Origin of the sequence: Streptomyces sp. TLI_146 (assembly GCF_002846415.1) — a bacterium.
GTDB lineage: Bacteria > Actinomycetota > Actinomycetes > Streptomycetales > Streptomycetaceae > Streptomyces.
The window spans coordinates 7,806,472-7,832,670 of sequence record NZ_PJMX01000001.1 but is presented as its reverse complement, the minus strand read 5'-3'; the positions used below and the strand labels follow the sequence as shown (position 1 = coordinate 7,832,670).

General features: G+C 71.7%; 24 protein-coding genes. 15 read left to right on the top strand and 9 right to left on the bottom strand.

What is annotated here, in order from left to right:
- Positions 1 to 25: 25 nt before the first annotated feature.
- The gene (locus tag BX283_RS34825) at positions 26 to 835 is read left to right on the top strand and encodes a peptidoglycan-binding protein (protein WP_257584073.1); all 810 of its coding nucleotides are present in this window, start codon (positions 26 to 28) and stop codon (positions 833 to 835) included.
- Positions 836 to 847: 12 nt separating this feature from the next.
- On the opposite strand, the gene BX283_RS34820 is transcribed toward BX283_RS34825, so the two are convergent.
- Both BX283_RS34820 and BX283_RS34815 read right to left on the bottom strand, forming a co-directional pair.
- Complete coding sequence (locus tag BX283_RS34820) at positions 848 to 2,059, bottom strand: aromatic acid exporter family protein (protein WP_101392768.1); 1,212 nt, start codon at positions 2,057 to 2,059, stop codon at positions 848 to 850.
- 79 nt (positions 2,060 to 2,138) lie between these two features.
- On the bottom strand, positions 2,139 to 2,990 hold the full coding sequence (locus tag BX283_RS34815) for a helix-turn-helix transcriptional regulator (RefSeq protein WP_218976542.1): 852 nt from the start codon (positions 2,988 to 2,990) through the stop codon (positions 2,139 to 2,141).
- 138 nt (positions 2,991 to 3,128) lie between these two features.
- Between BX283_RS34815 and BX283_RS34810 the strand changes: the two genes are divergently transcribed.
- The 3 genes from BX283_RS34810 to BX283_RS34800 all read left to right on the top strand — a co-directional run bounded on the left by BX283_RS34810 (position 3,129) and on the right by BX283_RS34800 (position 5,235).
- The gene (locus BX283_RS34810) at positions 3,129 to 3,953 is read left to right on the top strand and encodes an alpha/beta fold hydrolase (protein WP_101391374.1); all 825 of its coding nucleotides are present in this window, start codon (positions 3,129 to 3,131) and stop codon (positions 3,951 to 3,953) included.
- Between the two features lie 116 nt (positions 3,954 to 4,069).
- Positions 4,070 to 4,576, top strand: coding sequence for a GNAT family N-acetyltransferase (locus BX283_RS34805; RefSeq protein WP_101392767.1), 507 nt, complete (start codon positions 4,070 to 4,072; stop codon positions 4,574 to 4,576).
- Positions 4,573 to 5,235, top strand: coding sequence for a histone deacetylase (locus tag BX283_RS34800; RefSeq protein WP_180357344.1), 663 nt, complete (start codon positions 4,573 to 4,575; stop codon positions 5,233 to 5,235). The genes BX283_RS34805 and BX283_RS34800 overlap by 4 nt, the downstream gene beginning before the upstream one ends.
- Positions 5,236 to 5,255: 20 nt before the next feature.
- Here the strand turns inward: BX283_RS34800 and BX283_RS34795 are convergent, their stop codons facing one another.
- Positions 5,256 to 6,041, bottom strand: coding sequence for a LysR family substrate-binding domain-containing protein (locus BX283_RS34795; RefSeq protein ID WP_101391373.1), 786 nt, complete (start codon positions 6,039 to 6,041; stop codon positions 5,256 to 5,258).
- Between the two features lie 58 nt (positions 6,042 to 6,099).
- On the opposite strand from BX283_RS34795, the gene BX283_RS34790 reads away from it, so the two are divergent.
- Positions 6,100 to 6,504: a DUF5997 family protein gene (locus BX283_RS34790; RefSeq protein ID WP_101391372.1), complete on the top strand. Its 405-nt coding sequence runs from the start codon at positions 6,100 to 6,102 to the stop codon at positions 6,502 to 6,504.
- Between the two features lie 110 nt (positions 6,505 to 6,614).
- Here BX283_RS34790 and BX283_RS34785 read toward each other — a convergent pair whose 3' ends face one another.
- Positions 6,615 to 7,472 carry an arylamine N-acetyltransferase gene (locus BX283_RS34785; RefSeq protein ID WP_101391371.1) on the bottom strand — a complete coding sequence of 286 codons (858 nt, stop codon included), beginning with the start codon at positions 7,470 to 7,472 and terminating at the stop codon, positions 6,615 to 6,617.
- A gap of 269 nt (positions 7,473 to 7,741) precedes the next feature.
- On the opposite strand from BX283_RS34785, the gene BX283_RS34780 reads away from it, so the two are divergent.
- Positions 7,742 to 8,248, top strand: a complete 507-nt coding sequence (locus BX283_RS34780; RefSeq protein WP_101392765.1) for a DUF664 domain-containing protein — start codon at positions 7,742 to 7,744, stop codon at positions 8,246 to 8,248.
- A gap of 184 nt (positions 8,249 to 8,432) precedes the next feature.
- Positions 8,433 to 9,656 carry an MFS transporter gene (locus BX283_RS34775; RefSeq protein WP_257584072.1) on the top strand — a complete coding sequence of 408 codons (1,224 nt, stop codon included), beginning with the start codon at positions 8,433 to 8,435 and terminating at the stop codon, positions 9,654 to 9,656.
- Positions 9,657 to 9,689: 33 nt separating this feature from the next.
- Here BX283_RS34775 and BX283_RS34770 read toward each other — a convergent pair whose 3' ends face one another.
- The gene (locus BX283_RS34770; RefSeq protein WP_218976541.1) at positions 9,690 to 9,986 is read right to left on the bottom strand and encodes a DUF4031 domain-containing protein; all 297 of its coding nucleotides are present in this window, start codon (positions 9,984 to 9,986) and stop codon (positions 9,690 to 9,692) included.
- A gap of 236 nt (positions 9,987 to 10,222) precedes the next feature.
- Here BX283_RS34770 and BX283_RS34765 point away from each other — a divergent pair, with 236 nt between their 5' ends.
- A complete protein-coding gene (locus BX283_RS34765; RefSeq protein WP_101391368.1) occupies positions 10,223 to 11,584 on the top strand; it encodes an FAD-dependent oxidoreductase in 1,362 nt (453 codons plus the stop codon).
- Between the two features lie 80 nt (positions 11,585 to 11,664).
- On the opposite strand, the gene BX283_RS34760 is transcribed toward BX283_RS34765, so the two are convergent.
- Positions 11,665 to 15,153 (bottom strand): M28 family peptidase, encoded by a 3,489-nt coding sequence (locus tag BX283_RS34760; protein WP_373979656.1) that lies wholly within the window; start codon positions 15,151 to 15,153, stop codon positions 11,665 to 11,667.
- Positions 15,154 to 15,298: 145 nt separating this feature from the next.
- On the opposite strand from BX283_RS34760, the gene BX283_RS34755 reads away from it, so the two are divergent.
- Together BX283_RS34755 and BX283_RS34750 are read left to right on the top strand one after the other, a co-directional pair.
- Positions 15,299 to 16,285, top strand: a complete 987-nt coding sequence (locus BX283_RS34755; protein WP_101391366.1) for a LysR family transcriptional regulator — start codon at positions 15,299 to 15,301, stop codon at positions 16,283 to 16,285.
- A gap of 110 nt (positions 16,286 to 16,395) precedes the next feature.
- Positions 16,396 to 17,772, top strand: a complete 1,377-nt coding sequence (locus BX283_RS34750; protein ID WP_373979325.1) for a cytochrome P450 — start codon at positions 16,396 to 16,398, stop codon at positions 17,770 to 17,772.
- Here the strand turns inward: BX283_RS34750 and tgmB are convergent.
- Positions 17,766 to 18,686, bottom strand: a complete 921-nt coding sequence (gene tgmB / locus BX283_RS34745) for an ATP-grasp ribosomal peptide maturase (protein ID WP_101391364.1) — start codon at positions 18,684 to 18,686, stop codon at positions 17,766 to 17,768. The genes BX283_RS34750 and tgmB overlap by 7 nt on opposite strands.
- Before the next feature lie 15 nt (positions 18,687 to 18,701).
- Entirely contained in the window at positions 18,702 to 18,893 is a 192-nt protein-coding gene (gene tgmA, locus BX283_RS34740; RefSeq protein WP_101391363.1) for a putative ATP-grasp-modified RiPP, read from the bottom strand.
- Positions 18,894 to 19,106: 213 nt separating this feature from the next.
- Here tgmA and BX283_RS34735 point away from each other — a divergent pair, with 213 nt between their 5' ends.
- Positions 19,107 to 19,553 carry a hypothetical protein gene (locus tag BX283_RS34735; RefSeq protein ID WP_101391362.1) on the top strand — a complete coding sequence of 149 codons (447 nt, stop codon included), beginning with the start codon at positions 19,107 to 19,109 and terminating at the stop codon, positions 19,551 to 19,553.
- 64 nt (positions 19,554 to 19,617) lie between these two features.
- Here the strand turns inward: BX283_RS34735 and BX283_RS34730 are convergent, their stop codons facing one another.
- Positions 19,618 to 20,559, bottom strand: coding sequence for a DUF389 domain-containing protein (locus BX283_RS34730; RefSeq protein WP_101391361.1), 942 nt, complete (start codon positions 20,557 to 20,559; stop codon positions 19,618 to 19,620).
- Between the two features lie 209 nt (positions 20,560 to 20,768).
- Between BX283_RS34730 and BX283_RS34725 the strand changes: the two genes are divergently transcribed.
- From BX283_RS34725 to BX283_RS34710, 4 genes are all read left to right on the top strand, one after another.
- Positions 20,769 to 21,902, top strand: coding sequence for a glycoside hydrolase family 88 protein (locus tag BX283_RS34725; RefSeq protein WP_101391360.1), 1,134 nt, complete (start codon positions 20,769 to 20,771; stop codon positions 21,900 to 21,902).
- A gap of 301 nt (positions 21,903 to 22,203) precedes the next feature.
- The gene (locus BX283_RS34720; RefSeq protein ID WP_180357343.1) at positions 22,204 to 23,160 is read left to right on the top strand and encodes a hypothetical protein; all 957 of its coding nucleotides are present in this window, start codon (positions 22,204 to 22,206) and stop codon (positions 23,158 to 23,160) included.
- Positions 23,161 to 23,331: 171 nt separating this feature from the next.
- The gene (locus BX283_RS34715; RefSeq protein ID WP_101392763.1) at positions 23,332 to 24,783 is read left to right on the top strand and encodes an amino acid permease; all 1,452 of its coding nucleotides are present in this window, start codon (positions 23,332 to 23,334) and stop codon (positions 24,781 to 24,783) included.
- 334 nt (positions 24,784 to 25,117) lie between these two features.
- Positions 25,118 to 26,170, top strand: coding sequence for an SIS domain-containing protein (locus tag BX283_RS34710; protein WP_101391359.1), 1,053 nt, complete (start codon positions 25,118 to 25,120; stop codon positions 26,168 to 26,170).
- The last annotated feature ends 29 nt before the right edge of the window (positions 26,171 to 26,199 follow it).

The window sequence follows — 26,199 nt, the reverse complement described above, 5'->3', positions numbered from 1 at the left end:
CGCATACGGGGGAGAGATGGATCAAGTGAAGACAGCCACGTCATCGCCCGATGGGCAGCTCGTCGACGGAGGCGCCGGTGCGGTGCTGCTGACGGCCGCCGGGCAGGTAGGTGTCCACGAGGGACGCGAGAACGGCCACTGGAACAACGTGCAGCGCTACAGCGACGAGGTCCCGGGCCTCAGGTGGTCGCAGGGGCAGGCCTGGTGTGCCACCTTCGTCTCCTGGGTGGCCCTGCGGGCCGGGTGCGCGACCCTGTTCCCGCGCACCGCGTCGTGCGCGACGGGGGTCGCCTGGTTCCGCGAGCGCCGCCGCTTCCGCGAGTATCCGGCGGTGGGCGCCCAGGTGTTCTACGGCCCCGGCGGCTCCGAGCACACCGGCGTGGTCGAGCGGTACGACGGCACACACATCTACACCATCGAGGGCAACACCAACGTGAACGGCTCCTCCGAGGGCGACGGTGTGTACCGGCGCGTACGGGAGCGCAAGTCGAGCCGGGTGTACGGATACGGCTACCCGGACTACCCCGGTGGCATCGACTCCGCCGACCCGTCCTGGCCGCCGCCCGCTCCCCTGCCGCACCCGGACGGCCTGGAGCCGTTCCCCGGTGCCGAGTGGTTCCGCACCGCGCCGCGCAGCCCGGTCGTCACCGCGATGGGCCGCAGGCTGGTGGCCGAGGGTGTGGCGGTGTACGAGGAGGGGCCTGGCCCGCAGTGGACCGACGCCGACCGCAGGTCGTACGCGAACTTCCAGCGGAAGATCGGCTACCGGGGCGGCGACGCCGACGGCTGGCCGGGGCCGGTGTCCTGGACGAAACTGCGCGTACCGCGTACGTGACGGAGTACGGCCTCAGTCCGCCGGCGCCCGCAGCCGCAGGCCGCGTTGGAGGCGGGTGAGGAGCGGATGGCGCTCGCGGCGCTCCCGGGAGTGCCGGTCGAGCTCCTCCACCAGGCGCTGCGAGCGCTTCTCCACATCGAGTTCGTCCAGGATCCGGTCGACCTCCGCGAGCAGCGCGCCGTGCAGCTGCCACTGCCGGGGGTCGCGCCGGACCTGGGCGAGCAGCAGTTGCGCGACCCGGTCGCGGCTCGCGCGGGCGGCCGCCAGCTCGGCCGCGAAGCGGTTCTCCGCCTCCTCGGCGTTGGCCCTGACCTGCGTGGTGATCAGTACGGCGAAGCTCTCCACGGCCTGGGCGAGGTGTTCGAAGACGTCCCGCAGGGCGATGCCGGTATCCGGCTCGAAGAGGTGCTCCTCGGTGCGCTCCTTGGCGAGGTCGGTGACCGACCGGCACACCACCCGCAGCACCACCGCCGAGATCTCCAGGGCGTCGAGCCCGGTGCGCAGCGCCACCCGCGACAGCAGCCCCTCCCTGACCCGGGGGTTGAACCGGAGGCTGTCCTCGGCCTGCCGCAGCGAGGCGTCCACCTGCACGATGTCGTGGTCGAGCCGGCGGGCCTCGTGGAGGCGGGCCGCCGCCCGCGCGACCGGGGTGTGGCCGCCGACCTCCTCGGCCAGGTCGATCAGGAGCGCGCGCATCCGGGCGGCGAGCTCCACGATGGCCTCGCCCGCGGACTCCACCCACACCGGCGGCACGAACAGCACGTTGAAGAGCATGCCGACGCCCGCGCCGATCAGCGTCTCCAGTACGCGGTCCCACGCGGTCGCCGACACCCGGGTCACCCCGAGCACGAGCATCGCGCTGATCGCGACCTCGGGGACGAACTCCCCGGCCTTCACGAAGCGTCCGACCACCAGCGCGGCCAGGATGATCAGCCCCAGGCTCCACCAGGTCAGACCCACCAGCGCGCTGAATCCGATGGCCAGCAGCACCCCCGCCACCACGGAGTTCACCCGTCGCACCCCGGTGATCAGCGTGGTGTAGAGGGTGACCTGGACGACGAGCAGGGCCGTCAGCGGCGCGGTGAGCGGCGCGGGTTCGCTGCTCAGCCGGAGCGCCACCACATACGAGATGACGGCGGCGGCCGTGGAGCGCAGGGTCTGCGCCACCGCGGGTTCCCGGCGGCGCCGCGCCAGATGGACGAGGGGATCAGTGAACTCGGGCACCTCCCGCACCTTCCCGCTCGGCGGCTCCCACTCCACTGATGTCCCGCCGCCGGGCGCATCCACGGCGCGGCGCGCCGAATCACCCGACCAGCCGCTCCTGCCCGGCCGGGAGCAGGGCGAGCCGATCGGCCGCGTCCGTGCCGGGCGGCGGGGTGAGCAGGACGAGCCGCTGGTTGCCCTCCGGGGCGAGGAGCACCTGGCAGTCGAGGTCGAGGGGGCCGATCACCGGGTGCAGCACGCGCATCCGGCTGTGCCGGCGGACGGCGACCTCGTGCAGCTCCCACAGGGCGGCGAACTCCTCGCTGGCGCCGCGCAGCCGCTCCACCAGCCGCGCCGCGGCCGGGTCCCCCGCCCGGCGGCCCACGGCGGCCCGCAGGTCCGCGACATGCACCCGGCTGTAGTGGGCGTGCTCCCCGGCCGGGTAGGCGTCCCGCGCCGCCGGGTCGGCGAACCAGCGCCAGACCACATTGCGCCCGTGTTCGGAGACCGTGCACACCCCGCCGAGCAGGGAGCGGGCCAGGTCGTTCTGGGCCAGTACGTCACCCAGGTCGCTCAGGACCTGGGCCGCGGTACCGGGGAGGCGGTCGAGCAGGTGCAGCAGGCTCGCGCCGACCTCGTCGTCCCTGCTGCGCACGGCGGGCGGGCGGTGTCCGGCCAGGAGGTGGAGGTGGTCGCGCTCGTCGTCGCTGAGCCGCAGGGCGCGGGCGAGCGCGGCGAGGATCTGGGGCGACGGCTGCGGTCCGCGGGCCTGTTCCAGGCGGGTGTAGTAGTCGGTCGACATGCCCGCGAGCTGGGCCACCTCCTCGCGCCGCAGCCCCGGGGTGCGGCGCCGGGAGCCCTCGGCGAGCCCCGCGTCCCGCGGGCTCACCCGCTCACGCGAACGGCGGAGGAAGTCGGCGAGCTCACGGCGGTCGATCGTCATGTGGATCATCCTGCCGGATGCCCCCGCGCCCCAGCCAGGGACTCCCGGTCCCCGGGTCCGGGCGGTCTCTCCCACCCCCGGCTTCACGGCGGCAGTGTGGGCACAGCCGGAGCGAACGACCCCGGCACACCCCACCAAGGAGCGACCATGTCCACCACCTCTGTCCTCACGCCCACCGCCACCTCCGCGACCGTGACCGTCGCCGACGCCCGGGTCCACTACGAGCGCACCGGCTCCGGCCCCGCCCTCGTCCTCGTCCACGGCACCGGCTCGGGCGGCGCGGCCATCAACTGGGGCCAAACAGCGCCCCGTTTCACCGCCGACCACACCGTCATCACGCCCGACCTCTCCGGCACCGAACGCACCACGGACGGCGGCGCACCGCTGACCGTGGAAGGCCTGGCCGCGCAGGTCGTCGCCGTCATCGAGGACGCCGCCGTCGGCCCGGTCGACCTGCTCGGCTTCTCGTTGGGCGCCCCGGTCTGCGCCGCCGTCGCCGCCCTGCGCCCCGACCTCGTACGCCGTCTGATCCTGGTCGCGGGCTGGGCCCACACCGACGGCGACGAGTACCTGCGCAACCTGTTCACCCTGTGGGGGCAGCTCGGCACGTCCGATCCGGCCGCGTTCGGGCGCGCCGTCGCCATGACGGGCTTCAGCCGGGGCTTCCTCAACGCCATCGGGCGCGAGCAGGTCGAGCTCCTCATCCCCAACATGCCGCCCACGCCCGGCACCCTGCGCCACGTCGACCTCGACTCCCGGATCGACATCCGCCACCTCCTGCCGCGCATCCAGGCCAGGACCCTGGTCATCGGCTGCGCCCAGGACATCACCGTCCCGGTCGAGAACAGCCGCGCCCTGCACACCGCGATCGCGGGCAGCGCGTACGCCGAAATCGACGCGGGGCACGTGGCGTTCTTCGAGAAGGAGAACGAATTCGTCGAGCTGGTGCGTGACTTCACGCTCGCGCCGTGACGGCGGCATCCGACGCGAGGACGTCGTGGGAGGGCGCTGCCAGCGCCGCGAAGCGGAAAGGGGCCGGGCGCCGTAAATCGCCGTCGCCACCGAGCCGTTTGCGTAGCATGCGGACCATGCCCCAGCTCCAGCGCCTCCACCTCGACCACGCTCCGGCACTCCTCGAGTTCGAGCGGCGGAACCGCGCCTACTTCGCCGCGTCGATCCCCGACCGGGGCGAGGACTACTTCGCCCACTTCGACGCGCGCCACGCCGCGTTGCTGGCCGAGCAGGCGGCGGGGGTGTGCCACTTCCACGTACTGATGGACGAGGGCGGCGAGGTGCTGGGGCGGGTCAACCTGGTCGACGTGGCGGACGGTTCGGCCGAGCTCGGCTACCGCATCGCCGAGCACGCCGCCGGGCGCGGACTGGCCACGGCGGGCGTCCGCGAGGTCTGCGCCCTGGCCGCGGCGGAGTACGGCCTGACCGGACTGCGGGCATCGACGACCCTCGACAACGCCGCCTCGCGAGCCGTCCTGGCGCGTACCGGATTCACCCCCTGCGGAGAGACGGAACTGAGCGGCCGCCCGGGCCTCCGCTTCGAGCGGAGCCTGGCCGGCGAGGCGGGACGGCGGCACCCGTGAGCGCCACGCGCGCCGTCGAGCAGGGCCCGCCGGCCGACCCGGCTCCGCAGCGGGTCTGGTACACCTCATACGGCTCGAACATGCTCCTGGACCGGCTCGCCTGCTATCTCACCGGCGGGCGCCCGGCCGGGGGGACCCGCGCCTACCCGGGCTGCCGGGACCGCAGTCTGCCGGCCGCGTCGATCCCCGTGGAGCTCCCGGGCGTCGTGTACTTCGCCACCCGGTCGCCGGTCTGGGGCGGCGGCCGGGCCTTCTACGACCCGGACGCCGAGGACCGCGTCCTGGCGCGCGCCCACCTCGTGTCGGCCTCCCAGTTCGCCGACATCGCCGCGCAGGAGATGTACCGGGAGCCGGGCGCCGACCTCGATCTGGCCGAGGTCCTGACGCGGGGGCGGGTGACGCTCGGCGACGGCCGCTACGAAACCCTCGTCTGCGCGGGGCAGGTGGACGGCCTTCCCCTGCTCACGTTCACGGCGCCGTGGAAGGTGGACGACGTCCTGTCGACGGCGCCGTCCGCCGCGTATCTGCGCCATCTGGCCTCGGGGCTGCTGGAGGCCGGGGCGTGGGACACGGACGCGGTGGCCGCGTATGTCTCCTCCCGCCCCGGGGCGCACCCCCATTGGTCCGAGCAGGCGGTACGGGAGCTGCTGGCGCCGTAATAGGGGAGGGCCGTGGGCGACTAGCGGCCGCGGGGCTTGCCGCGCTTGGCGCTGCCCTTCGAGCCGCCCTTCGCGGTGCCGGAGCCGGTCCGCTGGTTCTTGGCGGCCGGCTTGCCCGCGGCGGGCTTGCGGCGTGCGGCGGACGCGTCGGGCCGCTTCGCCTTCGGCTCGGCCTTGCTCTTGGCCGGGGTCTGCGCGCGGCCGCGGGAGCTGTTGACGGTACGGCCGCGGACGATCCCGATGAAGTCCTCGACCAAGTCGGTGGTCCGGTCCTCGGGCCACGACAGGGCGACCCGCGACTCCGGGGTGCCCGTCACCGGCCGGTAGGTGAGGTCCTTGCGGTGGTGCAGCCGGGCCAGCGACTGCGGGACGACGAGCAGGCCGATGCCCGCCGCCACCAGCTCGACGGCGTCGGCCGTCGTGGCGGGGCGCTCGAACGCGGGCTGCCCGGGCGGACGCTCCCAGTCCAGGGTGTCGTCGAGGGGGTGCAGCACGATCTCGTCGGCCAGGTCCTCGGCGGACACCTCCTCGACCGCGGTGATCGCGTGGTCCTTGGGGACCACGACCACGGTCGTCTCCGTGTACAGCGGGATGGCGCTGAGGTCGGCCGCGTCGACCGGCAGCCGTACGAAACCGGCGTCGGCGTCACCGCCGCGTAGCACGCCGAACGCCTCCGCGGTCGAGACCGCGACCAGGGTCAGCGGGATGTCGGGCAGCCGCTCGTTCCAGATCCGCACCCACTTGGTGGGTGTCACGCCCGGGACGTAGGCGAGCCGGAACGAGGGGGTTGCTTCCGAGCCTGTCACTCCGCCAGGTTACCGGTGATGGTCGGAGGTGGCGCACACGCTCGATACTCTTGACCCCATGACGTCGCACCAGACCGCCCAGACCATGAAGCCCGCGACCGCGGCGAAGAAGCTGGGTGTGTACCTCGAGGCCACCCCCGCAGAGTTCCAGGAGGGTGTTGTCTCGCGCACCGAGCTGAACGCGCTCCAGGCCGACCCGCCCCAGTGGCTCCAGGAGCTGCGCCGCAACGGCCCGCACCCCCGGCCGGTGGTCGCGGCGAAGCTCGGTGTCTCCATCGCGGGCCTGGCCCGCGGCGGTGTCACGGAGGCGCTCACCACCGAGCAGATCGACGCGCTGAAGCAGGACAACCCGGAGTGGCTGCAGAAGGAGCGCGCCACCCAGGCCGAGGTGCGCAAGGAAGCGGTCCGTATCAAGGAGAAGAACGCCCAGCGCGCCGAGGAGTCCCAGGACAAGCGCGCCTGAGCTCCGCCACGGGCATCACCGTCCGGGACCGGGTCCCGGACGCTGCCGGTGATCTTCGCCACCGCGAGGATCACCGGCCTTTTTTCTGCCCTGCGGCAGACCCCGGCGGGTCAGGCCGAGGCGAGGCCCTGCTCCAGCCGCGCGAGTTCTTCCTTCTCGACGACGATCTCGAAGTCCTCCGCCAGTACGCGCCCCAGCTCGGCCGGTTCGATCTTGCGCTCGGTGAAGGAGCCGTCGGGGCGGAACGTCGTCCAGGTGGCCCCGTCCAGCCGGTGGTGGTGGGTGGCGCTGAACTTCTGCGCGAAGAGGCGGGCCGTGAAGGGCGAGCGGCTGTGCGTGCTCACGAAGTGGCTGCCGACCGCGTAGTCGATGGGGTACTGCGGGAGCAGGGTGAAGGTGTGCCGGTCCATCCAGCCCTCCTCACCGCGCTGGTGCAGCCACCACTCGTCGATGCCGAGCACCCCGTCCCTGCGCTCCACGCGGAACTTCCAGCCGTCCAGGTCCACCTCGACGCCGTCGCGGATCTCGATGGGCTCCAGCGGCCCGCTGCCGAAGCCCACGTCGCACAGCCACAGCCGGTCGTCGTCGGCCGGGCGCACCGCGATGAGGGCGTGGGTCGCGGGCAGCATCTTGGGGTTGCGGAGCGTCACACGTCCGATGAGGGCGGTGAACTCGAAGCCCAGGCGCTCCAGCACGCTCGCGAAGAGCACGACGTGCTCGTAGCAGTAGCCGCCCCTGCCGCCCCGCACGAGTCGGTCCTGAACCGTCTCCAGATCCAGCGCGACCGGCTTGCCCAGCACGGCGTTGCCGTTCTCGAACGGGATCGAGGTCACATGCGCCCGCTGCAGCGCGCGCAGCACACCGAGTGTCGGCGTGCGCTCGCCCTCGTAGCCGATACGCGCCAGATAGGCGTCCAGATCCAGCCGGTCGCCCGACCAGCCGCGTCCGTCGTTTCCTGCCTCGGTCATGGCTCCCCCTCCTCCGGACCCCCGCGCCGGTGTATCCGTACGCATGGTGTCAACACCTCGTCGGCTTCACAACGATCATCCGTTACGAGCTCGACCCTACGCCGTGTGACGTGCCAGAACCTCTGCTCGAAGACGGTGCCGACCTCACCTTTTGGTCCTAGGACCAGAGGCTCGGGACGGTCCGGGAAAGCTCGCGACACCCCCGCGCGGGCCCGCCGCGAACCGGCGCAGGCGCTCGCCCGTGCACTACGTTGGCAACCGTGACCACGGTGAGCAGTTCCGATCTCCTCGTCGACGCGTTCGGCAGAATCCGCGAAACGGTCGCGGAGGCCGTCGAAGGCCTGAGCACCGAGGAGTTGGCGTTCCGCGTCGACGGCTCGGCCAACTCCATCGCCTGGCTGGTCTGGCATCTGACCAGGATCCAGGACGACCACATCGCGGACGCGGCCGGACTCGAACAGGTGTGGACCGGGCAGGGCTGGGCGCAGCGGTTCGGGCTGCCGCTGGCGGACTCGGACACCGGTTACGGACACACCTCGGCCCAGGTCGCCTCGGTCAGCGCCACCGCCGAGCAGCTGACCGGCTACCACGACGCCGTCCACGCGCAGACCGTCGGCTATCTGGCGGGGCTCGACGGCAAGGCGCTCGCCCGGGTCGTCGACACGTCGTGGGACCCGCCGGTCACCCTGGCGGTCCGGCTGATCAGCGTCGTCTCGGACGACCTCCAGCACGCGGGCCAGGCCGCGTTCGTACGGGGTGTGCTCTCCCGCAGCTGACCGGCGCCCCCGGCGGACGTCGGGGCGTACGACCGGCACGGCAGGGTGCCCGGCCCTTCTGGCGGGCGCCGATTGACGCGGGGCGCTAATTCACTTGGCATCCGGACGCCGACGCCGTGGACTTGCGCCCATGAGTGATCTCCGCAGAACCCGCCCCGTGGACGCCGTTCGGGACGGAGTCCAGGTGAGCCCCCGTGTGATCCTCCTCCTGGCCATCACCTGCGGCGTGGCCGTGGGCAACGTCTACTTCCCGCAGGCGATCAGCCCCACGGTCGCCGCCGCGCTGGACGTCTCCCCGGACGCGGCCGCCCTCACCGTCACGGCGGCGCAGTTCGGGTACGCGGCGGGGATCTTCCTGCTGGTGCCGCTCGGGGACCGGATCCCGCACCGGTCGCTCATCGTCACGCTGCTCGGCCTCACCGGGCTCGGACTGCTCGCCGCGGGGGCCGCGCCGGGGCTCGGGCCGCTGGTCGGCGCGAGCGCCCTCATCGGCATCACCACGGTGATCGCCCCGATCGCGGGGCCGCTGGCGGTCGGCCTGGTGGCCGAGGACCGGCGCGGGGCGGTCAGCGGGACCCTGCTGAGCGGGTCCATCGGCGGCATGCTGCTCTCGCGGACACTGGGCGGGACCGTCGGGGAGTGGCTGGGGTGGCGCGCGCCGTATCTGATCGCCGCCGCGCTCGCCCTGATCACCGCGGCACTGCTGTGGCGCGTGCTGCCGAGGACGTCGCCGCCGTCGCGGCAGCGGTATCCGGCGCTGCTCGCCGAGCCGCTGCGGCTGCTGCGCGCCGAGCCCGAGCTGCGGCGGTCCTGCTTCTACCAGGCCATGGTGTTCGGTGGTTTCTCGGCCGTCTGGACGGGCGTCGCCCTGCTGCTGACGAGCTCCACGTACGGCATGGGCGCGCGGGCGGTCGGGGCGCTCGCCCTGGTCAACGCGGCGACCATGCTCTGCACCCCGTTCGCCGGACGGCAGACGGACCGCCGGGGGCCCGACGCGGTCAACCTCGTCAGCATGCTCGGCGTCCTGGCGGCGGCCGCCGTCCTGGCGCTCGGCGGCGTCGGCGGGGCGCTCGGCATGGCCGCCCTGGTGGTGGGCACCCTGCTGCTCGACCTCGGCATGCAGTCCGGCATGGTCGCCAACCAGGTGCGGTTCTACGCACTGCGCCCCGAGGCCCGCAGCAGGCTCAACACCGCGTATATGACCTGCGGTTACATCGGCGGCAGCGTGGGTTCGTGGACCGGGGCGCGGGCGTACGCCGCGTTCGGCTGGCCCGCGGTGTGCGCCCTGGTGGCGCTGCTGACGGGGGCGGCCCTGGTCCGGCACGGCTTCGCGACGCGCCGCAAGCACCCCGCCGTCATCGCCCCGGCCCTGCGGGCGGTCGAGCCGGGGCGGAGCGCGGCCCCGTAGCCCGGTGCGCCGGGGCCGTCGCACCCTGCCGGGTCAGACCCGGACGTCGTCGCTGCGGCTGATCATCAGGTTGCCCATGAACCGCCGGTCCACCTCCCGGGCGCCCAGCCGGACGGCCTGGGCGCGGGTCGGCGGGGTGATGTCGTAGTGCCACCGGTGGTCCTGTGGGCCCTTGCGCTGGTACCAGGCGCGTCGCATGCCGAGGGCGGCCGCGAACGCGTGCAGTTCGTCCTCGGTGTCGGCCGTCATATGGCACCAGTGCGCGGACGGCAGACCTCGTCGTCGCGCGAGAGCGCCGTAGTCCTTCACGTCGTCCACGTAGACGGTCAAGGGGCAACCTCCCACTCCTGCTGAGGCTTTGTATTCTTCCTTGCCCCGGAGCGTGCCCGGGACACCCCGCCACGACGACCGTTTTGCGTCGTCTGCCACCCTGCCCATCACCTTCGCTTTGGGATGTCATAAGGTTGGCTTATGAGGTCATAAACAGGGGGCGGGTACTCACTTAGGTTTACCTAAGCTTAGGGTGTCCGACGAGCCATTTCGTTGTCGGTCGAAGGGAAACAGTCATGCCCCGCCCCCTGCGGACAGCCATCGTGGGCGCAGGTCCCGCCGGGATCTACGCCGCGGATGCGCTGTTGAAGTCCGCGGCCGCTGTGGATCCCGGTGTCTCGATCGACTTGTTCGAGCGGATGCCGGCCCCGTTCGGGCTGATCCGTTACGGCGTTGCTCCCGACCACCCGCGTATCAAGGGCATTGTCACCGCCCTGCACCAGGTGCTCGACAAGCCGCAGATCCGGCTGTTCGGCAACGTGGACTACCCCGGTGACATCAGCCTCGACGAACTCCACGACTTCTATGACGCGGTGATCTTCTCCACCGGTGCCGACGCCGACCGGGCGCTCGACATTCCCGGCATCGAGCTGGACGGTTCCTATGGCGCCGCCGACTTCGTGTCCTGGTACGACGGGCACCCCGACGCGCCCCGCACCTGGCCCCTGCACGCGGACAAGGTCGCCGTGCTCGGTGTCGGCAACGTCGCCCTGGACGTGGCCCGGATCCTCGCCAAGACCGCCGACGAACTCCTGCCCACCGAGATCCCGGCGAACGTCTACGACGGTCTCAAGGCCAACCGGGCGCGTGAGATCCATGTCTTCGGCCGGCGCGGGCCCGCCCAGGCCAAGTTCAGCCCGATGGAGCTGCGCGAGCTGGACCACTCCCCGACCATCGAGGTCATCGTCGACCCCGAGGACATCGACTACGACGACGGCTCCATCGCCACCCGCCGCTCCAACAAGCAGGCCGACATGGTCGCCAAGACCCTGGAGAACTGGGCCATCCGCGACGTCGGTGAACGGCCGCACAAGCTGTTCCTGCACTTCTTCGAGTCGCCTACCGAGATCCTCGGCGAGGACGGCACGGTTGTCGGCCTGCGCACCGAACGCACCCGCCTCGACGGCACCGGCAACGTCCACGGCACCGGCGAATTCCACGACTGGGACATCCAGAGCGTCTACCGGGCCGTCGGCTACCTCTCCGACGAACTGCCCAAACTCCCCTGGGATGTCGAGTCGGGCACCGTCCCCAACGAGGGCGGCCGTGTCGTCGAAGCCGGGCAGCACCTGCCGTCGACGTATGTCACCGGGTGGATCCGGCGCGGCCCGGTCGGTCTGATCGGCCACACCAAGGGCGACGCCAACGAGACCGTCGCCAACCTCCTGGACGACCACGCCCAGGGACGCCTGCGTACCCCCTCCGCACCGGAGCCGGAGGCCGTCGACGCCTTCCTCGCCGAGCGCGGCGTGCGCTGGACGACGTGGGAGGGCTGGCACCGCCTTGACGCCGCCGAGAAGGCGCTGGGCGAGCCGCAGGGCCGCGAGCGCGTCAAGATCGTGGAGCGCGAGGACATGCTGAGGGCCAGCGGCGCGTAGTCGCGAACCCCGGACAGACGAGTCGGCCCCCGCCGGGAGAGGCGGGGGCCGACGCTGTTCACAGCACTCTCAGGTGTCTGTCAGCTCACCTGGAGGGTGACGTCGTCCACGACGTACGAGGTCTGCAGGGACTGGTCCTCCACTCCGTTGAACTTCAGGGTGACGGTCTGTCCGGCGAACGCCGAGAGGTCGTAGGACTTCTGCGTGTAGCCGGATTCGGCGTCCAGGTTGGAGAAGGTGGCCAGGGTCTGGCCGCCCACCGAGACGGTGAAGACGTCATAGGCGACGTTCTCGTTCTCGTCCGTGTCGATGTGCTGGAAGAACGAGAGCTGGTAGCGGGAGCAGCCGGACGGAATGCTCAGCGACTGGGAGGCGCTGTCCGTGCGGGGCGAGCCCCAGCCGTTCAGCCATGCCATGTACGAGCCGCCGTGCGGCGTCTCGCCGGCCTGGTTGGTGATGACGCCCGAGGTGGCCGTCCACGGGCTGGAGCCGTCCTCGAACCCGCCGTTGACGACGAGCTGGCGCGGTGTGCAGGTGCCGCCGCCGACGGTCAGCGTGTAGGTGGTGCTGTGGCTGACCGTACCGGCGCCCGTGACCGTCAGGGTGTACGTGCCCGGTGCGGTGCTCGCACCGACCTGCACGGTCAGCGTCGAGGAGCTGCCGGACTGCACGGACGTCGGGTTGAGCGTCGCGGTCACACCGCTGGGCGCGCCCGAGACCGACAGGGCGACGGTCTGCGGGTTACCGCTGACGGTGGTGGTGTTCACGGTGCTCGTGACGCTGTCGCCCGGCTTGGCGCTGCCGGAGGGCGGGTTGGTGGCGAGGGAGAAGTCCTGCGCCGGGGTGGTCCCGCCGACGGCCTGCTTCCAGATCGCGTACGCCACACCGTCGGCACTGCGGTCCAGGACCGTGGGGCCGATGTTGCTCGGGGTGTCGCAGGCGCTGTGGTAGCAGGAGTCGTAGGCGGCGTTGGCCGTGCCGCCCCACTTGGCGGCCTGTGCCGAGGTCTTGCGGTCGCTGGCGCCGGCCGCGTAGCCGGAGGTGGCGATGCCGGCGGCCTGGAAGGACGCGTCGTCACTGCGGCCCTGGCCCTCGACGTTCTCCTCGGGGGCGAGGTTGAGTGAGGTCCAGTACGCCTTGAGCGGTGCTCCCGCCGTCGAGTTGAGGTTGTTGATGAAGTAGCCGCCGTTGGGCGAGCCGACCATGTCGAAGTTGTAGTACGCCTTGATCGCCGCGCGGTCGGTGGTGCTCAGCCGGTTGACGTAGAACTTGGAGCCGTTGAGGCCCTGCTCCTCGTCGGTCCACCAGGCGAAGCGCACGTGCTTGGTCATGGTGGGGTTCTTCTGCGCCAGGACCAGCGCGTTCTCCAGCAGGGTCGCGGAGCCCGAGCCGTTGTCGTTGATGCCGGGTCCGGCCGACACGCTGTCGAGGTGCGCCCCGAGCATGATGGTCTGGTCGGCGGGGCCGCCGGGCCAGTCGGCGATCAGGTTGTTCGACGGGTAGGTGCAGCTGGTGCAGTTCTGCTCGGCCACGGTGTATCCGGCGGCTTGCAGCTTGCCCTTGATGTAGGCCACCGACTGGGTGTAGCCGCCGCTGCCCGCGCGGCGGTTGCCGCCGTTCTGGGTGGCGATGGTGCCCAGCTGGGAGAGGTGCGCCTGGATGTTGGCGACGTCGATGTTGGGCGGGTCGGTGCCGGGCGGGGTGCCGCCGACGTTGAGCACGTAGTCGACGGTGTGCGAGAGCGTGGTGCCCTGGCCCTTGACGGTGATGGTGGACGCGCCGGGCGCCGCGTTGCTGGTCGCGGAGAGCGTGAGCACCGAGGACTGGCCGGACTGCACGGTGGCCGGGTTGAAGGAGGCAGTCACACCGGACGGCAGGCCGGAGGCGGTGAGAGCCACCGACTGGGCGTTGCCGGTGGTGACGGCCGTGCTCACCGTGGTGGTGACCGATCCGCCCTGCTGGACCGTGCCGGACGCCGGGTTCAGCGCCATCGAGAAGTCGTTCTGGCCGCTCGGCGTGCAGGTCGGGTCACCGGTCTGCGCGGGCACGCTGATCGCGTCCCAGGCGGCCTTGGTCTTGTTGAACAGGTCGCATGTGGGGTCGAGCGTCTTGGCCGAACTCAGCGTCGCCGTACGGTACTTCTTGTACGACATGCTGCTGGTCTTGAGGAGCATGCCGCCGTAGAAGATCTTGCCGGCGTTCTGGACGCCCACGCCCGTCACCGTGGAGCTGTTGCAGGTGGGGCTGTTGGGCTTGCCGCCGCCGGGGTTGCTGCCCTCGGCGAGCAGATAGAACCAGTGGTTGATCGGGCCCGCGGCCTTGTGCACCTCGGTGCCGGGTATCGAGGAGCTGTAGCAGTTCGGGTCGTTGCTGACGAGCGAGGGGTTGTACATGTTCCGGATCGGGCCCCGGCCCTGGAGGTCGATCATCTCGCCGACCGTGTAGTCCGGGGTGTCGTACGGGGCGGGCTCGTTCGTGTACGCCTCGGTCAGCGCGCCGAAGATGTCACCGGTGCCCTCGCCGAGTCCGGCCTCCTGGCCGCTGGTGCCGCCGGGGGTGTTGGAGTCGATGGCGTGCCCGTACTCATGGGCCACCACGTCGATTCCGGCGATCCACTCGTTGGCGCTGTTGTGGCCGATGGTGACCGAGCTGCCGTCCCAGTACGCGTTGAGGTCGCCCAGGCCGACCTTGCCGGGGAAGCTGCGGCCGCTGCCGTCGACGCCGTTGCGCCCGAGCCACTGGCCCAGCATGTTCCACTGCTTCTGCGCGGCGAACATGAGGTCCGCGCAGCCGGTCTCCTTGCTGGTGGGGTTGCCCGTGCCCCAGGAGTCCGAGGACTTGCTGAAGACGGATCCGGTGCTGTAGTCGGCGCAGCTCAGGCCGGGCCGGTTGGGGTCGCGCAGCGAGTAGGTGCCGCCCGAACCGGTGGTGTCGATGGTGAGCGGACTGGGCCCGTTCCACTTGCTGTTGGCCGTGCCCGCCTCGACGTCGTCGTGGGTGGCGAGGACCTTGCCGGTCCGTGCGTCCACGAAGACGTGGAGCTTGCTGGGCGCGGACTTCGTGCGTCCGGCGAGCACGGTCTCCCAGGCGAGGGCCGCTTTGCCGTCCGCGAGCCGGACGACGAGCCGGCTGTCGACCACCTTGTCGACCTTGGCCAGTTTGGTGCGCGAGGTGGATTCGGCCGTTTTCGCGGTGACCGACGGGGTGGTCGCCACGTCGACGCGTACGGCCGAGGCGGACTGCACGGCGCGGATGTCACCGTCGCCGTCCGCGAGCACCACCGCGTCGCCGCCGACGACCGGCAGCCCGCGGTAGCTGCGCTCGTAGGCGACGGAGTAGAGGTTCTTCACCCAGGGGGTGACCATGCGCCGTTCGTACTGTTCCTGCGGGGAGTTGACCAAGGTGTCGAGCCCGCTGCGGACCGCCTTGTCGGCGGCGGCGACGGCGCGCGAGAGGGGGGTGGGCCGCTGGTCCGGCCCTGACTGCGAATGGGGTGCGGCCGATGCCGTACCGGCCAAAGCGCCGGTCAGGCTCGTGGTCAGTGCCAGTGCTGCCACGGCGGCCGTCAATCTGAAGGGGCGCAACGTCCACTCCGATCGTGGGGGGCCTGTTCTCCGCGCAGTATGGGCGTGGACATGGCAAACGTGGTACATACCAGTTGGTCATACGGCGCGAGTTATGGTGCGCCGGGGGGCCGCTGCGTACGCTCGGAAGATGCAGCTGGAGTTGAGGCACTTACAGGCCGTCTGCCAGATTGCGGAGGCGGGCAGTCTCGGACGCGCCGCCCGCCGTCTCGGGGTGTCCCAGCCCTCCCTCTCCGCCCAGCTGCGCCGCATCGAGCGCGTGACCGGCGGCGATCTCTTCGTCCGCAGCCGCAACGGCACCGAGCCGACCCCGCTGGGCCGGTTCGTGCTCGCCAGGGCGCGCCGGGTGCTCAGCGAGATGGACGCGCTCGGCACCGGGGCGCGCACGGTCGCCGCCGACACCCCGATGCGGCTCGGCTGCATCCTGCTCGTCCTGGTCGACGGCCTGCTGGAGCAGACCGGCCTCTCGCTCTGCGGCCAGGAGATCACCGTCGACCTGGAGCACTCGGTGACCGCGCTGACCCGGATGCTCGGCGCCGGACGCTATGACGCCATCGTGTACGGCGAGGTGAACGACCACGAAGTACCACTCCCCGAAGGGGTCCTGGCCAGGACGCTGATCCCGGAGGAACCGTTCTCCATCCGGATGTCGGCCCGCCACCCGCTGGCCGACCGGGAGCACATCGAGCTGGCCGACCTGGCCGACGAGTCGTGGATGACCCTCGTGGAGGACGACGACGGCGGCCCGGAGGCATTCCTGGAGGCGTGCGCGCGCGCCGGGTTCGTCCCCCGGCTGCGGCACCGGATCGCGGACCGCAAGATGCAGTACGCGCTGATCGCCGGGGGCCGCGCCGTCGCCCTGAGCCAGCCGACCGCGCCACGGGCGGAGGGCACCGTGGTGCGCCCCCTCGCCGGCGCCCCGCTGCACGGCCGCATCCGCCTGGCCTGGAACCGCTCGGCCGTCACGGCGCAGCAGGCGCGGCTGCTCTACCGCGCGGCGGTCTGCGCGTATCTGTCCAACGTCGACAACAACGCGTTCCACCGCGCCTGGTGGGACACCCACCCGGAACTGCACCCGCCGTACGAACCGCAGGAGCTCCAGGCCTCCGACGCCTGAGCGTTCGGGGGGCGCGGCCCGCAATGGCTCGTACGGGCGGCTTGCCGCGCCGGGCGCACGGGCAGAGAAACACTATGTCGAGCTCTCACCGGCCCGCACCGGGAGTCCCCGTGCCCCTGCCCGCACCGCCGCTCCACCCGGTCCGCGGCCCCCGGGGCCTGCCCCGGCCGCTGGGCCACCTGTTCGCCTTCGGAAAGGATCCGCTCGCCTTCCTGACCCGGCTGCGCGACGAGTTCGGGGACGCGGTGACCTGGTCGCTCGGCCCCAGGCGCAGCCTGTTCCTCTCCCATCCCCAGCACATCGTGGAGTTGCTGGCGGCGCGCGAGCACACCTTCGACATCCTCGACATCGGCTGGGCGTTCAAGCAGATCACCGGGCAGAGCGTCATCATCAGCAAGGGCGGCGACTGGCGGCGCAAGCGCTCACTGGTGCAGCCGACCGTACGGCCGCGCCAGGTCCGCTCGTACGCCGCGACGATGGTGGACTGCGCGGGCGCGGCGGCCGACGCCTGGCGCGAGGGCGAGCGCATCGACGTACGCGAGCAGATGGCGCTCATCACCCAGCGGGTGGTGCTGCGCACCCTGTTCGGCAACGACCTCGGGGAGCAGACCCGGGCGCTGGCCGACGCGATGGACCTGGCCGGGCGGACGGTGGGGGCGGAGTTGCGCGGCATCGGCCTGTTCCTGCCCGCCTGGGTGCGCACCCCGTCCCGGCGGGCCCTGCTGAACGCCGTGGCCACCATGGACGCCGAGGTGCACCGGCTCATCCAGGAGCGGCTGAGCGCGCCCGACGCCGCCGACAAGCACGACGACCTGCTCAGCAGGCTCCTCGCGGCCCGCGACGAGGAGGGGCGGCCGCTGTCGCCCAAGGAGGTGCGCGACGAGGCCGTCACCCTCTGGGCCGCCGGTCACGAGACCACCTCCACGGCGCTGACCTGGACCCTGCACCTGCTCTCCCGCGACCCGGCGGCCCGCGCCCGGCTCGAAGCCGAGCTGGACGACGTCCTGGCGGGGCGCCCGCCCACCGTCGACGACTACGACCGGCTGGTGTGGACCCGGCAGATCGTCAAGGAGGCGCTGCGGCTGTACCCGCCGGTCTGGCTCGTCCCCGCGGTCGCCCGCGCGGGAGCCACGCTCGGCGGCACGCGCGTTCCGGCCGGGACGATCGTCTGGTGCAGCCAGTGGACCACGCACCGCGATCCGCGCTGGTTCCCGCGCCCCGACGAGTTCCGGCCCGAGCGCTGGGGCGCCGACGCGCCCGAGGCGGTGCCGGAGCACGCCTGGTACCCGTTCGGCGGCGGCCAGCGGACCTGTCTCGGCGCCCGCTTCGCCCAGGTCGAGGCCGCCCTGGTGCTCGCCACCCTCGCCCAGCGCTGCCGCCTGGACCTGCCGGCCGCCGAGGTGACGCCCCGCGCCGCACTGCTGCTCCAGCCGGAGGTGCCGCTCGTGGCGACCGTGCGCACGCGCCGCCCCGCCGCGGTTCACTGAGCCAGCCAGTCGGCGACCGCGGCGGCTATCGGCAGGCCCGTGTCCAGCTCGACGAAGCCGAACTGCCCGCCCTGGTTGCACTCCAGGAACCACCAGACCCCCTCCGCGTCCTCGGCGAAGTCGAACGCCGCGTAGGCGAGCCCGGTGCGGCGGGTGTACGCGTGCACCGACTCGGCGATGCGGTCGGGCACCCCGGTGGGCTCCCAGCGGCGGCCGCTGTCGTCGTAGCGCCCGTCCACCTGATCGGGGTCGGAGACCTTCCGGGCGGCGAACAGCAGCGCACCCACGCAGGTGAGCCGGATGTCCGCCTTCTTGGGTATGTAGCGCTGGAGCAGCACCGGGCCCGCCCGGACGCTGGAGAAGTCCGCGTCGGGGCCGATCAGCGTGGTCGGCAGCGCCATCAGGGGCTCGTCCGGCGGCGGCCCTGCGGCGCTCTTGACCACCACGTCCCGGTACTCCTGCGCGAACTGCCGGGCCACCCGGGGAACCGTCGTGACGACGGTGGGCGGCACGGCGAACCCGCCGGCGTGGGCGACCCGCAGCTGCCAGGGCTTGTGGCGGGCCTGTTCGGCGTCGCGCGGATGGTTCATCCAGCGCGCCGAGGCCGAGTACAGCATGCCGAACAGCGCCTGGCGGACCTCGGCGGTCAGCCACCGGGAGGGCTCCGGCGCATGGGCGGCGGGCTCCCCCGGCCGGCGCACCCAGACCGAGCGCAGCCCCGACATGCTCACCAGGAACCCGTCGACCGACAGGTGCCCCGTGAAGTCCCCGTGGGCGTACTCGGCCGACAGCACCGCCCGGCCGGGCAGATCGGCCGGGTCGAGGCGCACCAGCGGGACACCCCGCCCGTGCAGCTCGGTCACCACCATGTCCGTGGTGACGTCGCCTTCGCAGGTGAGGATGAGAACCGTCATCCGACTGCCGGGCCGTCAGTCGTCGAAATGGGTCTGGGAACCGGCGGTGGACGCGGTGGTCCCGGTCGCCCTGAGCACCGCGCGGTCGGCCACCGCGGGACGCCCGTCTGGTAGCACGTTCAACTGCCGCGAGGCGTCGAAGCGGTAGGGGACCGCCACCGCCTCCGGCTCATGCGGCACCGTGTAACGCAGAGTGAACGGCCTCATGAGGAACCTCCCGCAGAAACGTCATGCCGAGCCTTGTGCACACCTGTACGTAGTGCCCCTGTAAGGAATTCATCACGTTCCGCCACATAGACGTGAAGGACGTCACACACCGGTAGTCACACACCGGGCAGTCGGGTGAACTCAGGTTTCGCCACCGCCCATATCGGTGATCGCTGAGGACGTCATCATCCCCTCCCACTCAGAGGAGCACTTATGCGTTTGCGCACCACGATCACCGCCAGCGTCCTGACTGTCGGCATCGTCTTCGGCGGCGCGTCGGCCGCGCTCGCCCACGACAACGACGACCACTGCCGCAAGGACAGCTACGGCCGTGACCACGGGCGTGACTACGGCCGCGACCACGACGACAAGTACGGGCGCGACCACGGCCGCGACTACGGGCGCGACCACGACGACAAGTACGGCCGGGACCACAACGACAAGTACGGCCGCGACTACGGCCGCGACCGTGACCACGGCTACGGTCGCGACCACCGCCGCGACCACGATGACAACTACGGCCGCGGCCACGGCGAGGACGGCGGCTACAAGAAGAGCTGCCACACGGCGGCGGGCAGCAACGCCAACAAGGGCTCGTACTACGAGCACGACTGCGACTCGGCGGGCTGGTCCAAGAAGGGTCACCACGAGACGTACTGACCGGCCTCACGTGTGGCGCGGGAGCGACGGTCTGCCCCCGCCCCGCGCCACGCGGCACGGATCCTCAGCGCGTCGGTGTACGGCGTCGGCGCACGCTCGCCAGGAGTGACTTCTGGGTGAGCAGGGTGAGGACGCCCGCGAGGACGATCCCGCCCAGGTTGGCGAGGAGCTGACCGCTGGAGCCCCAGGTCTGGGCGTACTCCTTGTAGGTGAACGCCATGGCGGCGTTGGCCGCCGCCGGGACCGTGGTCACCGAGATGGCGACCCCGATCAGCGCCCCGGACTTGGCCGAGGTGAGCGAGAGGGTTCCGGCGACACCCGCCAGGAAGGCCACGACGAACGACATCCAGTCCGGCTTCCAGATGAACGCGGTGTTCGGGCGGTCCGCCTCCAGCATGGCCTTGTCGAAGAGCCCCACCTGGTCCAGGAGCCAGCCGAATCCGGCCGTCAGCACCATGGCCGCGGCGAAGCCCACCACCAGCGCGGTGAGCGAGCGCCACACCAGTCCGGGCGCACGCTGGACGAGCGCCGTGGAGATCCCGGCCAGCGGCCCGAACTCGGGACCGACCGCCATCGCGCCCACGATCAGAATGGCGTTGTCGAGCATCACACCGCACGCCGCGAGCATCGTGGCGATCGCCAGGAACGCCACATAGGTGACCGTGAGCGTCGACTCCTCGTGGGTGGCGTCCGTCAGTTGCTCCCAGAGCACCGCGTCCACGCCCTCGCCCGGGGCCTCCGCCTCGGCCTTCTCGGCGCGCTTGGACAGCGACAGGTCGATGTTCTCGACGGCGATCGCCCCGGACCGGTCGAGACCGAGGGCCCGCAGGTCGCCGAGGAGTTCGTCCCCGGCCTCGCGGGCGACGTCGCACAGCACCAGATCGCCCGCGGGGTTGCGGGAGGCGCCCGGGACGACGGCCAGATGGGCGGTGCCCACCGTGGCCTCCAGGGTCCGCACCACCTCGTCGGTCAGATCGGCGGGCACGTTCAGACGCAGATGCAGCAACAGCCCTACTCCAGGAATCGGTTCCCCGGACCGGCCACCACCGGCCCCCGGCCCCGTGACCAGGGCCTGCACAGACGGCCAAGGGTGACACGCGCCGCGCACCCGCGTCACGCGCGCCACCCGGGGAAGCCCTCTCGCCCGCGCCCCGTGGACACACCTCTGATTCCCGTGCAGGATACGGAACCCCACGGATGGAGAGGTGCCCGAGGATGAATCGTCGTCAACTGCTCGCAGCAAGTGCCGTGTTGGCGACCGCGACCCCCTTCACGGCACCCTCCGCGGCAGACGCCCACAGCGGCCTCCCGTCCGAGTACGAGATCGTGGCCGTCCTTCGGAGGGTCGCCGACCACTGGCTGGCGACGCACACCGACCCCGGTGACAACGGCTGGGCCCGGGCCACGTTCTTCAGCGGCCTCATGGCACTGCACCGGCTGACCGGCGACGCCCGCTACCTCACGTACGCACGGAACTGGGCCGAGAGCCATGCGTACGGCCTCATCGGCGGTGTGACCACCCGGCACGCGGACAACCAGTGCGCCGGGCAGACCTACCTCGACCTCCACCGCCTGGAACCCGAGCCGTCGAAGATCGCGGCCATCGAGGAGTGCCTGCACCGCATGACCGCCGTCGACCGTCCCGCCAAGGACGACGACTGGTGGTGGGCGGACGCGCTGCACATGGCGATGCCGCCGTTCGCCCGGCTCGGCGTGCTGCGCCGGGACACCGCGTACACCGACAAGCTCCACCGCCTCTACACCCACACCAAGCGCACCGAGGGCGGCCCCGGTCTGTACGACGCGGCGAGCGGCCTGTGGTTCCGCGACAAGCGGTTCGCCCCCGGCCTGCCCGGCGCGATCACCTCGCCCTCGGGCAGGCCCGTCGTCTGGTCGCGCGGCAACGGCTGGGTCGCCGGCGCCCATGTGAAGACCCTCAAGGCGCTGCCCCCGCAGGACCCGTGGGTGCCCGAGTACCGCGAGACGCTGGTGCGCCTGCTCACCGCCGTCCGCCGGGTCCAGCGCCCCGACGGCTTCTGGAACGTGAACCTCGCCGACCCCGGCCACTTCCCCGGCCCGGAGACCAGCGGCACGTCCTTCTTCACCTATGCGACCGCCCACGCGGTACGGGCCGGGCTCGTCTCCCGCGCGGACTTCCTCCCCGTCGCCGCCCGTGCCTGGCGCGGCCTCGTCTCCACCGCGGTACACCCCGACGGCTTCCTCGGCTATGTCCAGGGCGTCGGCGACCGCCCCGACTCCAGCCGGCCCGTCACGTACGACACCACGGCGGACTTCGGCGTCGGCGCCTTCCTGCTGGCCGGTACGGAACTGGTGGCGCTCTGCCGCTGAGGCCACCGAATCCGGCCACGGCCGAAAAGGCTCGATCGGCCGGGGAATATGCCGTATGGATACCCCGGACCGGTGTCCCGCCAATACCGGACGGCCGCACCGGCGGAGCGAACCCCATTCACCCCGCCCATAAATGACAAGGAACCAGATATTCCGGACGACGAGTTTCGATACGACTTAATGATGAGTAAGGTGTGCCTCGCTGTCAGTGAGCCTGCGTAGGGGTTACGTCCCCTGGCCGAATTCGCCATGGCCGGAATGCGCATGCGGGTGGCGTCGTCTTCGGGATGGAGAGGGGATCGTGACTGCGGGCTCGTTCGAGGGACAGTACGTGTGGCATCCGGCGGCCGACGACCGCGAGTTGGCGCGCGCCTGCACGGACGTGCGGGCCGGCCGGTATCTGAGCGCGCACAACGTCCTCAAGGACGCGCGCACGGACTTCGAGGTGCGGGCCCACCGCTCGCTGGTGCTCGCGTCCGAGGCCGCCGACTCCGACCTCGCCGAGCGGTGGCTCGCCGAGGAACCCAGCGCGGAGGCCGCGCTGTTGGCCGCGCGCGTCGCGATGGTACGGGCGTTACGCATGGCCGACGCGCAGGACGGCCGGGCGGGCGCGCTGGTGCGCATCGCGACGGCCGCGTGCGGCCGGGCCGCGAAGCTGCTCCCGCAGGACCCCACCCCGTGGGTCGCCCAGCTCGCCCTCGCCCGCTTCGAGCGCTCCCACGACCCGGCCCCCAAAGGGCTGTTGACCGCGCCGCCGGGTCCCTGGCTGCTCTTCTCGCACATCCTGCGGCTCGACCCGTGGAACCGCGAGGCCCACCACCGGTTCCTGGCCTTCTTCTTCACCCGCCACGGCGGCTCGGCGAGCGCCCGCTGGGACGTCGCCTCCTTCCTCAGCCACCGCGCACCGCTCAACTCGGCGCTGCGGCTGCTCCCCCTGGTCGCCCTGGTGGAGGACTACGACCCGAACGCCCTGCTCGCGGACAGCACCTGGCTCCAGCCCCAGTGGACGGCCACCGCGCTCGGCATCTACCAGAACTGGTTCCCGCACACCGCGAGTTACCGCTTCACCCCGGTCCTGGACCTGGCGTATCTGGCGCACGCGCTGTACATGGCCAAGCGCGAGTTCGAGGCCCGGGAAGTGCTCACGGCCATGGGGCCCTACGCCTCCCGTATGCCCTGGAGCGCGTTCGGCGACCCCGAGGAACGCCTGACCAGGGCGCGGCGGTCGTGCGGCCTCCCCACCCCCGGCCCGGCCTGATCCGCTCCCACGCTCGCGCCGCCCCACGGCACCCGTACGAGACTCGACGCGTCCTGTCCACCCCCACCAGGAAAGGCTGCCCCAGTGTCCGAGCGCACGTCCTCGCTCCGCTCGAAAGCCCCTCGCCGTGAAGCACCCGTCGCCCTCGACGACGACGCGACGCTGCACGCGATGGGCTACCCGCGGAAACTCACCCGCAGATTCCACGCGTTCGACAATTTCGCGATATCTTTCACGATCATCAACATCATCTCCGGTATATTCTCCGCCTTCGGATTCGGAATGGGCGCCGGCGGGCCGCGCATCCTCGTCTTCGGCTGGATCGGTGTGTCGGTGATGGTGCTGTTCGTCGGCGCGGCGATGGGCGAGATCGCCTCCGCCTACCCGACCAGCGGCGCACTGTACTTCTCCGCGGGCAAGCTCGCCAAGCGGCACCGCGGCGCCTGGTCCTGGTACACGGGATGGCTGAACTTCGTCGGCCAGGTGGGCGGCACGGCCGCCACCAACTACGCGGCGGCCACCTTCATCCAGGCCTTCGTGTCGATGCAGTGGCCGTCGTACGACCCGACGCCCCAGCAGACCGTCGGCATCGCCGCGGTGATCCTGGTGGTGCAGGCGCTGGCCAACACGTACACCGTGCAGCTGGTGGCCGTGGTGAACCGGATCTCCGTGTGGTGGCTGCTGGTCGGCATGGTGGTCATCGTGGCCGCCCTGACCTTCAAGCCCTCGCACCACCAGTCGGCCTCGTTCGCCAACCACTTCGTCAACACCACCGGGTTCAGCAACGGGCTGTACGCGGCGATGCTGGGCCTGCTGGTGACCAGCTGGACGTTCACCGGCTTCGACGGCAGCTTCCATATGTCCGAGGAGACCGTGAAGGCCACGGTCAACACCCCCAAGGGCATCATGCGCGCGATCATCTACTCGGCGCTCGCCGGGCTGGTCCTGATGCTCGCCCTGGTGTACGCGATCCGCGACTACGCGGGCGAGGCGGGCGCGGCGGCGCCGCCGGTGCAGATCCTCATCGACGCGCTCGGCATGGGCACCGCCAAGCTGCTCCTGCTGATCGTGATCGGCGCCATGCTGTTCTGCGGCCTCGCCAACATGACCAGCAACACCCGCCAGATCTTCGCCTTCTCGCGCGACGGGGCGATGCCGGGCTCCAGCCTGTGGCACTCGGTCTCGCTGCGCACCCGCACCCCGGTCAAGGCCGTATGGCTGGCCGCGGCCTGCTCGCTGGTACTGATCATTCCCGGCTGGTGGTCGCACACCGCCTTCACCGCGATCGTCAGCGTCAACGTCGTCGGGCTCTACCTCGCCTACGGCGTGCCCATCTTCCTGCGGCTGCGCCTGGACGACTTCGAGCCCGGCCCGTGGAATCTGGGCCGCTGGGGCAAGCCCGTGGCCGCGGTCGCCGTGACCTGGATCGCGCTCAGCAGTGTGCTGTTCATGCTGCCGCAGACCTCGCCGATCACCACCGACTCGTTCAACTACGCGCCGATCGCGCTGGGCACGGTGCTGTTCATCGCCACCCTGTGGTGGTTCGCCACCGCCCGCCGCCGCTTCCAGGGCCCGGTCAGCTACGGCAGCCCCGACGAGGTGGCCGCGATGGACCTCATCTGACGCCCTGGCGTCCCACGCCTGACCTTCCGGGCCGTCCCCCGACTCTGCGGAGCGGGGGACGGCCCGCGTACATGGGCGGACGGGCGGCGCCCGGCCGGACGGCGGACACACGGCGCCGAGCGCCGTGGCCCCCGGCGCGCCACCGTTGCGGATGAGGCGCCTGCGGTCACGGCGGACACGTCCGCCACCGTGCGCTCCCCGGGCGCCATTTACCCGGTCCGCACTTCGCAGGATGATCCTGCCTTCACCGTCCTGCCTGCCCGGTTCGTCCGCCTTCTGTCCCCCGCCCCGCGCTCCCGCCCGCTCACGCCGGGGGCGCACGAAAGGACTCCTCATGTCCGGAACGCGAATCACCTTCCTCGACGGCCAGGCCGGCCAGCCGCAGGCGCTGGAACGCGTGATCGCCCATGTGCGGCGGCAGTTGGACGGTCCCGTGGGCGAGCGGCTGCGTGACGTCCGGCGCCCGCTCCTCGCGGGCATCGGCGCCTCGTACGCGGCGCTGGCGCTGCCGGTCGAGGTACTGCGCGGCCACGGGGTGCCCGCCCAGCGGGTGCTCGCCAGCGAGATCGAGGAAGGGCTCGGCGGCTTCGAGACCGATCTGCTCGTCGGCGTGTCGCAGAGCGGCCGCAGCTCGGAGACGATCGCGGCGTTCCGGGCGGCGCGCGGCGTGCCGACCCTCGCCGTCCTCAACGTCACCCCGTCCTCCCTCGGCACCCTGGCCGGGCTGACCGTCGACCTCGGCAACGAGCCCGACTCCTGCGCCTCGACGGTCGGCTTCACCGGTACGGTCATCGCCCTCGACCTGATCGCGGGGGTGATCGCGGGCCGCGACGGGGATGCCTGGGACGGCGTCCCCGAGCAGGCCGAGGCCGTGCGGAGGCGGGCGGCCCGTGCCTTCGCCTCGCTGCGGACCCGCGCCGCGCGGTGCGTCGCCGCCGACTGCGTCGCCTCCGGCGCCTCCCGGTGCACCGCCGAGGAGGCGGCGCTGCTGCTGCGCGAGGTGCCCCGGATGCCGGCCTCTGCCTCGGTCACCCGCAACTACCTGCACGGCGAGATGGAGTCGGCGGGCAACACGCTGCACCTCGTCTTCGGCTGCGGCCGCGAGGTCGCGCTCGCCCGGTCCCTGTCGGCGGCCGGCCATCTGACCCTGCTGGTGACCACCGCGCGGGTCGAGGCATCGGAGAACCTCGCCGTCGTCCGGCTGCCCGACAGCTCGCCCGGCGCCCGGGTCGTCCTGGAGACGGTCGTGGCGCAGGAGCTGGTGGCGGCGCTGAGCGACGAACGGAACGTACCCATCGAGTCGATCGTCTTCATCAACGACGACACCAAGGAGGGCGGCATCGTCCTCGCGGACTTCGTGCGGGCCGCCCCCGTGGCGGTCTCCTGACGGATTTTCCGCTTTCGACGGCGGAGTGG